The sequence below is a fragment of the Mesorhizobium sp. B2-4-2 genome (assembly GCF_006442845.1).
Classification (GTDB): domain Bacteria; phylum Pseudomonadota; class Alphaproteobacteria; order Rhizobiales; family Rhizobiaceae; genus Mesorhizobium.
In genome coordinates, this window is the sequence record NZ_VFVM01000006.1 from 372,402 (window position 1) to 382,127 (window position 9,726).

3 protein-coding genes are annotated in these 9,726 nt (G+C 64.3%); all 3 read left to right on the forward strand.

Features of this window, described 5'->3' with window-relative positions:
• Nucleotides 1–234 precede the first annotated feature (234 nt).
• The 3 genes from FJ942_RS16800 (at nt 235) to FJ942_RS16820 (ending at nt 9,625) form a co-directional block, all read left to right on the forward strand.
• The gene (locus tag FJ942_RS16800; protein WP_140898263.1) at nt 235–5,733 is read left to right on the forward strand and encodes an alpha-2-macroglobulin family protein; all 5,499 of its coding nucleotides are present in this window, start codon (nt 235–237) and stop codon (nt 5,731–5,733) included.
• Between the two features lie 212 nt (nt 5,734–5,945).
• Nucleotides 5,946–8,039, forward strand: a complete 2,094-nt coding sequence (pbpC, locus tag FJ942_RS16810; RefSeq protein WP_140516692.1) for a penicillin-binding protein 1C — start codon at nt 5,946–5,948, stop codon at nt 8,037–8,039.
• A gap of 560 nt (nt 8,040–8,599) precedes the next feature.
• Complete coding sequence (locus tag FJ942_RS16820; protein WP_140521250.1) at nt 8,600–9,625, forward strand: sulfate ABC transporter substrate-binding protein; 1,026 nt, start codon at nt 8,600–8,602, stop codon at nt 9,623–9,625.
• Nucleotides 9,626–9,726: the final 101 nt, after the last annotated feature.

Below are 9,726 nucleotides of genomic sequence, written 5' to 3' on the forward strand. Positions count from 1 at the left end.
TTCTGAAGCGCTCGTAAAGGGGCCACAATCCAATTGTCTGAAATAGGACGGGCTTGGAATTCACACCTTTTGCATTGCCGCAAGAATGCGTGATCCCCTGTCCTATGGAGGTACTACCGGCTGTTGGCCGGAAAGGAAACCGTTGGCAGGCGGAACCCTGCCGCGTCCTCATGTTGACAAGCCTGAGTGAAGCTTGAACATGCCCGGACGTCTGCAAATTGTCTGGAGGGTGTTATGGCAATGCGCGCGGCTCGTCGTCTGTCTTTCCTGATCCTTCTCTTCTTCGCCTGGGCCAATGTCTTGGCCTGGGGTAACGTCGCGCAAGCGGCCGAAGCACGGCGAGTCGCAACGACCGACAATTCCGACTATTTCGGTTTCGACCTCCGGTCCGACCAGAACGTCACGCTCGATCAATGCAAGACCACCTGCCTGGGCGATCCCGCCTGCCGCGCCTTCACCTATAACACCAAGGCCAAATGGTGCTTCCTCAAATCCGATTATAACCAGTTGAAGCCCTTCAACGGCGCGGTCGCGGGCAAGGTCGTCAATATCGACGGCGACCCCGACATCGGCGCGCCGCCGGAACTCGCCTTCTTCCCCAACTGGATGGCTGACCAGGCCCAGCAATACCGTAACCGGCTGCTCGGCCCGGCCTATGACAGGCCGACCGAGGGCATGGCCGCGCTGACCACGGCGGCCGAGCAGGCGGTGCTCACCGGCGATCATCGCACTGCCATGCAGAAATACGAGGCCGCGGTCTCTGTCATGCCCGACGATGGCCAACTCTGGCTCAACCTGGCGCGCGAAACGCTTGCCGTGCAGCCGGCGGCCAACACATCCGAGGCCTCCACCTTGCCGGCAAACGGTACGTCGGCCGCCTTCAATGCCTACAAGCTCCTGCGTACAGCCAGGACGCGGGCGGAGACGCTGGCGCTCATCGGCTCCGGCCTCGACAAGCGCGACCTCTATCGCCCCGCCCTGCAGGCCTATGAAGCCAGCCTTGCCCTGGTACCTTCGCCTGCGGTCCAGGCCGACTATTCCGATCTCAAGGCTCGCAAGGGTTTCCGCGTCATCGACCACACCGTCGATGCCGACACCAGCGCCCCGCGCATCTGCGCCCAATTCTCCGAGGAATTGGTCAAGACCGGCGTCGATTACGCACAATTCGTCACCGTCGACAACCAGCCGCCCAAAGGCGTTGAAGCCAAGGACAAGCAGATTTGCGTCGAAGGACTGGAACACGGCCAGCATTATGACGTGACCTTCCGCGCCGGCCTGCCGGCCGCCATCGGCGAAGTGACCGCCGCGCCCGTCGTGCTGTCGATCTACGTGCAGGACCGTGCGCCTTCGGCCCGCTTCACCGGCGACAGCTTCGTGCTGCCGGCCGGTGCGCGCCGCGGCATCCCCGTCGTCACCGTCAACATGAACGCCGCGGAGATGAAGCTCTATCGCATCGGCGACCGCTCGCTGGCCCAGCTTCTGTCCGGCTACCAGTTCCTGCATCAGCTCGACAGCTACGACATCTCAAACATTTCCGAGCAGATGGGCGAGCCGGTCTGGGAAGGCCAGCTCGACATCGCCAACGACCTGAACAAGGAGGTCACCACCTCCTTCCCGGTCGACGAGGCGCTGCCGCGGCGCAAGCCCGGCGTCTATGTGCTGACTGCCCAGGCTGTCAGCGAGAAGAGCGACGACTACAACTCGATGGCCACGCAATGGTTCGTCGTTTCCGATATCGGCCTCTCGACCTATACCGGTCAGGACGGGCTCAATGTCTATGCCCGTTCGCTGGGCAGCGCCAAGCCGATAGCGGGCGCCGAACTGACGCTGGTTGCCCGCAACAACGAGATCCTCGGCACCGCGACTTCGGGTGCCGATGGTCATGCCGTGTTCAATCCCGGCCTGACGCGCGGCGACGGCGGCATGGTGCCGGCCGTGCTGATGGCCAGGCAGGGCGATAACGACTTTGTCTTCCTCGACATGGCCCGCGCCGGTTTCGACCTGTCCGACCGCGGCGTCACTGGACGCGCAGCGCCGGGCGCGCTCGATGTCTACGCCTGGACCGAGCGCGGCATCTACCGCGCCGGCGAGGAGGTGCATGTTGCGGCTCTTGCCCGTGACGGCGCCGCCAAGGCGGTCGAGAACCTGCCGCTGACCTTCATCTTCTCGCGCCCGGACGGCGTCGAGGATCGCCGCGTCGTCAGCGATGGCGCGTCAGCCGGCGGGCACGCCGTCGATCTGCCGCTCCAGCCAAACGCCATGCGCGGCACCTGGTCGGTATCGATCTATACCGATCCCAAGCAACCGGCCGTCGCCAGCCAGATGTTCCTGGTCGAGGATTTTGTGCCGGACCGCATCGAATTCGACATGAAGGCCGACAAGCAGGAGATCGCGCAGGGCGAAACCGCCAACATCACCGTCGACGGCCGCTTTCTCTATGGCGCACCGGCTGCTGGCCTCGCGCTCGAAGGCGAACTGACCCTGTCGACCGCGCGTGACTGGGACCGCTTCAACGGCTATTCCTTTGGCCTTGCCGACGAGCAGTCGTCGGAACCGACCGTCACCCCGTTCACCGATCTTCCGGTGGTCGGCGAGGATGGCAAGGCGACCTTCCCGGTCTCCGTCGAGCAACTGCCGTCGACCACGAAGCTCATCGACGCCAAGGTGACGGTCCGTATGCGTGAGACCGGCGGCCGCGCAATCGAGCGCTCGCTTAATATCGGCATCCGCCCGCAAGGCCACATGATCGGCATCCGGCCGGACTTTGCCGATGATGAAGTGCCGCAGGGCGGCACGGCGAAATTCAGCCTGATCGCCGTCGACCCCGACGGCCAGCGCGAGGCGCTGAAAGGTGCGCAATGGTCGCTGGTCAAGGTCGAGCGCAATTACCAGTGGTACCGCTCCAACAACTCATGGAATTACGAACCCGTCACCTTCACCAAATCGATCGCCAATGGCCAGGTCGACCTTGGCGCCGACGGCGAGGCGACAGTGTCGATCCCGGTCGACTGGGGCCGCTACCGGCTCGAGGTCGAGACGGCGGATCCGGAAGGACCCGCGACCAGCTATGAGTTCGATGGCGGCTGGTATGTCTCCTCCACCACCACCGAAACGCCTGATGGTCTCGAGATCGCCCTCGACAAGGACAATTATGCCGCCGGCGAAGTGGCCAGGCTCAAAGTCTCGCCGCACTTTGCCGGCGAACTTCTGGTCAACATCGGTTCCGACAAGCTGTTGAAGACCGTCACGGCGTCGGTGCCGGCCGGCGGGGGCACGGTCGACATCCCGGTCGGCGACGACTGGGGCGCCGGCGCCTATGTCACGGCAACCCTGTTCCGACCTGGCGACGCGCAGGAAAGCCGCATGCCGGCCCGCGCCATCGGCGTGAAATGGCTGAAGGTCGACCCGGGCTCGAAGAAGCTTGCCGTCACCCTCACCCCGCCGGACAAGACCATGCCGCGCCAACAGCTGTCGATCCCGGTCGCGGTCGCCGGCGTGGAGCCGGGCAGCAATGCCTATGTCACTGTCGCCGCTGTCGATGTCGGCATCCTCAACCTGACCAACTACAAGGCGCCGGACCCGGAGAACTGGTTCTTCGGCCAGCGCATGCTGGGCATGGAAATCCGTGATCTCTACGGCCGCCTGATCGACGGCTCTCTCGGCACTATGGGCAAGCTCAGGACCGGCGGCGACGGCGCCAACATGCAGGCGCAGGGCAGTCCGCCGACCGAAAAGCTGGTCGCCTTCTTCTCCGGCCCGGTGCAGCTCGATGCCGACGGCAAAGCACGCGTCGACTTCGATATTCCGCAGTTCAACGGCACGGTTCGCGTCATGGCCGTCGCCTGGACCAAGGAAGCGGTCGGCCGCGCCCAGTCGGACGTGATCGTGCGCGATCCGGTGGTGATCACCGCCGGCCTGCCGCGCTTCCTGGCGCCCGGCGACGCCGCCGTCATGCGGCTCGACATTGCGGACACCGACGGTCCGGCCGGCGACTATGCGCTGTCGATCGACACGACGGGGGACCTCTCGACGGGCGACAAGCCCCTGCCCCAGAAACTGACGCTAGCGCAGGGCAAGCGCCAGACCCTGACCGTGCCGCTGATCGCACAGACGGCAGGCAATGCCTCGCTCACCATCAAGCTAGCGCACGCCGATGGCACCAAGGTCGAGCAGACGTTCTACGTGCCGGTCCGTCCGGCACAACTGCCGGTCACCACCCGCATGGTGGTCGACCTCAAGGGCGATGGCGGCGCGCTGCGCGTCGACAAGGAGCTTTTGGCGGCAAGCCTGCTCGACGGCGCTTCGGTCAGTGTCGGCGTTTCGCAGGCGGCGGCCTTCGATGTGCCTTCGCTCCTGATGACGCTCGACCGCTATCCCTATGGCTGCGCCGAGCAGACCACCAGCCGGGCGATGCCCCTGCTCTATGTCAACGAAATGGCCTCGGGCGTCGGCATGGAGAGCGATCCCGAGCTGCGTGGCCGCATCCAGGACGCGATCTACAAGGTGCTGAGCCACCAGGCTTCGGGCGGCAGCTTCGGCCTGTGGGGCCCGGGCTCCGGCGATCTGTGGCTCGACGCCTATGTCACCGACTTCCTGACCAGGGCGCGCGAGCAGAAATACGACGTGCCGGCGCTCGCCATGAACCAGGCACTGGGCAATCTTCAGAACTCGCTTGGGTACGATCAGGACGTCCAGGACCGCGGCAGCGAGATCGCCTACGCGCTCTATGTGCTCGCCCGCAACAAGAAGGCCTCGATCGGCGATCTGCGCTATTACGCGGACACCCAGCTCGAGGCCTTCACCAGCCCGATGGCTGTCGCCCAGCTGGCGGCGAGCCTGGCGCTCTATGGCGACGCCCAGCGTTCGGAAGCGACCTTCCAGACGGCGCTGCGGCTCGCCAAGTCGAGCACGGACTATGACTATTATCGGTCGGACTATGGCTCGGCGCTGCGGGACGGCGCCGCGATGCTGGCGCTGGCGGCGGAATCAAAACCGGCGCCGACGATCGTGCCGGAATTGATCAAGCTGGTGACCAAACAACGCGCCGAGGTCCGCTGGACCAGCACCCAGGATGAATCCTGGATGCTGCTGGCGGCCCGGGCATTGAAGGAAGGCAATGATTCGATCACGCTTTCCGTCAATGGCGCGCCGCATTCCGGCGGCTATTCCAGCCAGGTCAACGGCAGTGATCTGGCCGACAGCCCGCTCACCATCGCCAACACCGGCAAGACCCCGCTGCAGGCCGTCGTCACCACCGTGGCGTCGCCGGTACAGCCCTTGCCGGCGGGAGGTGACGGCTTCACTATCGAGCGCACCTACTACAAGCTCGACGGCACCGAAGCCAATGTGACGGAGGCAACCCAGAACGAACGCTATGTCGTCGTGCTCAAGGTCAACGAACAGAACAACTGGCCTTCGCGCCTTTTGATTACCGACCTTTTGCCGGCCGGCTTCGAGATCGACAATCCCGGCCTGGTCTCCAGCGCGCAATTGTCGAACTTCTCCTGGCTGGCGCAGACCGACGCCGCGCATCTGGAATTCCGCGACGACCGTTTCGTCGCCGCCTTCAACCCCAGCGACGGCGACCACGACCACAATCTGACGCTCGCCTATGTCGTGCGCGCCGTGACGCCGGGCATCTACGCCCATCCGGCCGCAACGGTGGAGGATATGTACCGGCCGCAATATTCGGCCCGTACCGCCACCGGCATGATGGAGGTCAAGGCGCCGTAAGGTGTCGAGGCGGACATGAACGTGAAGTTTGCGCTGCCCCTCATTGCCCTGCCGGCACCTTCTCCCCGTTTAGTGACGGGGAGAAAGGGGCCTGCACCAAGGCTTTCGCCAATTTTCAACGTTACAGAAAAGGCGCCGACGATTGCGACAGCTCCCTTCTCCCCGCCACTATGCGGGGAGAAGGTGCCGGCAGGCGGATGAGGGGCAGCGCCATGCCCTCAAGAAAATTCCTGCGCCGCGCGGCTATCGCTAGCACCTCCTTGGTGGCTGTTATTGCTGTTTCCGCCGCTACCCTGTGGCAGCTCGACCGCGCCTTCCCGCCTCCGCTTCCTGAAAAGCTTACCGTCTCGACGGAAGTCCAGGACCGCGACGGCCAGCTTTTGCGCGCCTTCGCCACGCCTGACGGCTATTGGCGGCTCGAAACCCGCCTCGACCAGGTCGACAAGCAGTTCGTCGACATGTTGGTCACCTATGAGGACAAGCGCTTCTGGAACCATGAAGGCGTCGATGTGCTGGCGCTTGCCCGCGCCGCCGGCCAGTTCGCCACCAGTGGCCACATCGTGTCCGGCGGCTCGACGCTGTCGATGCAACTCGCCCGCCTGATCGAGCCGCGCGACAGCCGCAGCCTCGGCTCCAAGCTCAAGCAGATGCTGCGCGCCATCCAGATCGAGCGGCGGCTGTCCAAGCACGAGATCCTCGAACGCTATCTGACGCTGGCGCCCTATGGCGGCAATCTCGAAGGCGTGCGCGCCGCTTCGCTCGCCTATTTCGGTAAGGAGCCGAAGCGGCTCACCGTCTCGGAAGCCGCGCTTCTCGTCGCCCTGCCGCAGCTGCCGGAGAAGCGCCGGCCCGACCGCAACCTCGCGATCGCGCACGCCGCCCGCGACCGCGTGCTGTCCCGCATGGCCTCGGCTGGCCTGCTTGGCGAACGCGAGGCCGCGCGCGCCGCGCTCGACGATGTGTCTGGCCTGCGCCGTAGCTTGCCGGCGCTCGCCGCGCACGCCGCCTATGCGATGCTGCCCAAGGCGGTTCCCGGCCAGCCGCTCAAGCTGACGATCCGCAAGAGCGTCCAGGAAGGGCTGGAACAGGTAGCGCGCGACGCCGCCGCCAAGCTTGGGGCGCGTCTCTCCGTCGCCATGGTGCTGGCCGATTCCCGCACCGGCGATATTCTGGGCGAAGTCGGCTCGGCCAATTTCTTCGACGCCAGCCGCTCCGGCTGGATCGACATGACCAAGGTCGTGCGTTCGCCGGGCTCGACGCTGAAGCCATTCATCTACGGTCTTGCCTTCGAACAGGGACTGGTGGCGCAGGAAATGCTGATCGAGGACAGCCCGGCCGATTTCGGCGGCTACCGGCCGAAGAATTTCGATATGGGCTATCAGGGCGACGTCAGCATCCGCGAGGCGCTGCAACTGTCGCTCAACGTGCCGGCGATCCGCGTGCTCGACGCGGTCGGTCCCGCGCGGCTGACGGCCCGATTCCGCCAGGCTGGGGTAAACCCGATCCTGCCGGTCAACGAGGCGCCGGGCCTGGCCATCGGCCTTGGCGGCGTTGGGATTACGCTGCGCGATCTCGTCCAGCTCTATACAGGGCTCGCCAATGGCGGCAAGACGCACACGCTGCATGATGGCACCGAGCCGGCCGATGCCGAGCGCACCACCGCGACCATCCTCGATGACCAGGCGAGCTGGCAAATCATGGACATTCTGTCGGGCGTCAAGCCGCCCGAGGGTGCATTGCAGCGCGGCATCGCCTACAAGACCGGCACCTCCTATGGCTACCGCGATGCCTGGTCGGTCGGCTTCGACGGCCGTTACGTGCTGGGCGTCTGGGTCGGCCGGGCCGATGCAGGCGCGGTGCCTGGCCTGTCCGGCTATGTGTCGGCAGCCCCAATTCTGTTCGAGGGCTTTGTCCGCTCGGGTCTCGCCACCGTGCCGCTGCCGGGCAAGCCCCCCGGCGCCTTCACTCCTCGACGTAACGACCTGCCTGTGACGCTTGCCCGCTTCGGCGCCGGGTCCGACGGCCTGGTTCAGGCCTCGACCCCCACAGAGCCCGCGCCGACCATTATCTTTCCGCCCGACGGCGCCCGCGTCGATCTCGCCACCAACTCGGCCGACGCCTCGCCGCTGGTACTGAAGCTGCAAGGCGGGCGCGCGCCGTTCCGCTGGCTGGCCAACGGCAAGCCGCTGACCGGCATCGACCGCCGGCGCACCGCGACATGGCAACCGGACGGCACCGGCTACTCGACCTTGACCGTAATCGATGCGGCGGGACGCGCGGCAAGTGTGAAGGTGTTTGTTGAATAAGATTGCGCAAGCGATTCAGGGGATTGCGCTTCTTCGCCTGAGGTACGGCGCCTCGCGACAATACTCGCGACGCCAGTTCCTTTACCCGCAATCTCCTCCCAGCCCGCGCCGACGCCCTGCCCGCCGACTTCGTCCGCGTTGCCGGCCCCTCGATCCGCCAAGATATCCGTTACGCCGGAACGGACAATTTTCCTGTACCGCAAGCGAAGCGACGGCAAACCGCAAGCTGCTGCTCGGCGCGATGCACTCGGCCGGATTCAAGAACTATGCACGCGAATGGCGGCACCTTCACGCTGAACCACGATCCCTCCGCCAAGCAGCGCTTCGATTTCCCAGTCCAGCCGGATAGCGTGCCGACCAAATGCCACAGCCTTGCTTCGGCACCGCTTGTTCCTAGATAGGTCGATGGGGATTCGCCAAGGGGACGTTTGAGGGAAAATGTTTCTCCGCACCGCGAAATCAGGTCCAAGATTTTCTCCAAAACGACAAAAAAGGCAACATTTAATGCATCTAAATTCTACCAATTCGGTAGATTTGACGTGGGTTCAACGGAGGCAGAAATGACCAAACCTCGTTTCAGGAGACTGCTCGGCGCACTGGTCGCCACGTCTGTCCAGTTCGGCACGCTCGGTTTCGCGTTCGCCGATACCACCATTCTCAACGTGTCGTACGATCCGACACGCGAGCTCTACAAGGCTTATGACGAGGCCTTCGCCGCTCACTGGAAAGCCGAGACAGGGGAAACGGTCACCATACAGCAGTCGCACGGTGGATCGGGCGCACAGGCCCGGGCCGTGATCGACGGCCTCGACGCCGACGTGGTGACGCTGGCGCTCGAAGGCGATATCAACGCCATCGTCTCCAAGTCGAAAAAGATCAATCCGGACTGGCGCACGAAATTCGAGAACAATTCGGCACCCTACACCTCGACCATCATCTTCCTCGTCCGCAAAGGAAACCCCAAGGGCATCCACGACTGGAACGACCTGGTCAAGGACGGCGTCCAGGTGATTACGCCCAACCCGAAGACATCGGGCGGCGCACGCTGGAACTATCTCGCCGCCTGGGCTTATGCCAACGCCAATGACGGTGGCGACGAGGCCAAGACGAAGGAGTTCGTCGGCAAGCTCTATGCCAACGCTCCGGTGCTCGATACCGGTGCGCGCGGCTCGACGGTGACCTTCGCGCAAAAGGGCCTGGGCGACGTGCTGATTGCCTGGGAAAACGAGGCCTATCTAGCGCTCGACGAGTTCGGTGCCGAAAATTTCGATATCGTCTATCCCCCGACCTCGATCCTGGCCGAGCCGCCGGTCGCTTTGGTCGACGCCAATGTCGATGCCAAGGGCACGCGCAAGGTCGCCGAAGCCTATCTGGGCTGGCTCTATTCCAAGGAAGCGCAGACGATCATCGCCAAGAACCACTATCGTCCGGCCAAGCCCGATCTGGTGTCGGCAGAGGACCTGGCCAAGCTACCGCCGATCAAGCTGGTCACCATCGACGACCCACAATTCGGCGGCTGGAAGAAAGCACAGCCTTACCATTTCGGCGATGGTGGTATATTCGACCAGATCTACAAGCCCCAGTAAGCAGTCGATATTCAGGACGATATGATCACAGCACCCGCTCGGGCGGGTTGGCGGTTTCGACAGCCGAGCGTCATTCCGGGTTTCGGATTGACGCTCGGCTT